The sequence below is a fragment of the Microvirga tunisiensis genome, from assembly GCF_009296175.1.
GTDB classification, from domain to species: Bacteria; Pseudomonadota; Alphaproteobacteria; order Rhizobiales; family Beijerinckiaceae; genus Microvirga; species Microvirga tunisiensis.
In genome coordinates this window covers 1-555 of the sequence record NZ_VOSK01000996.1, presented here as the reverse complement: position 1 = coordinate 555, position 555 = coordinate 1, and the positions used below count along the sequence as shown (strand labels likewise).

Genomic DNA, 555 nt, shown 5'->3' with positions numbered 1-555 from the left:
GGCGTGGAGCAAACCCTGGTGCTCCCACGAGCGGAGTAAGTGGTCGGCCTCCCGCCTCGCTTCACAAAGCGAACGAAGAAGATGAGGTATGGAATCACTCTCAAGGAACAGGCTGCCTGGAAGACATACCGTTCCTTAGCAAGATGGAGCCACTGTGATGTTTGTCATCGAGTTCTTTCGGGTGCGTGGCACAGACGAAGCTCATGCGATCCTGGATCGGGTTGAACATGACGCAGCGGATCTGGAGGACGTGAAAGTGAGAGCCCTGTCCCTCTTCGAGACGTTGGATATGCCGCAGAAGCCGGATGCCGTGCGGATCCTGAATCACACTGGCGAGGAGGTGTTTGTCTGGAGTCCAGAGCGCCCTAGCGTCTAATCCGGAACTGCCTCTCCTCGCAGGTTGTTTGCCCGCGTTGAGGCTCCCAGGAGACTAGATCCTCGGCCCAGAGGATTTGACGAGTTGGGGATGGCGGAGGAGGGGCAGGCCTTCAGGGGCGACCAACACCTCGATGCTTCGCGCCACTCCGGGCTGACGGCGGATCAAGCCGGCGCGTT

The 555-nt window shown here is 59.5% G+C and carries 1 protein-coding gene; it reads left to right on the top strand.

Annotated features, from left to right (window positions below; genetic code table 11):
* Positions 1-157 precede the first annotated feature (157 nt).
* Complete coding sequence (locus tag FS320_RS44900) at positions 158-376, top strand: hypothetical protein (protein ID WP_152718832.1); 219 nt, start codon at positions 158-160, stop codon at positions 374-376.
* Positions 377-555 lie beyond the last annotated feature (179 nt).

Coding starts and splice junctions, on each gene's coding strand:
- FS320_RS44900 (WP_152718832.1), top strand. CDS start 158: ATGTTTGTCATCGAGTTCTTTCGGGTGCGTGGCACAGACGAAGCTCAT.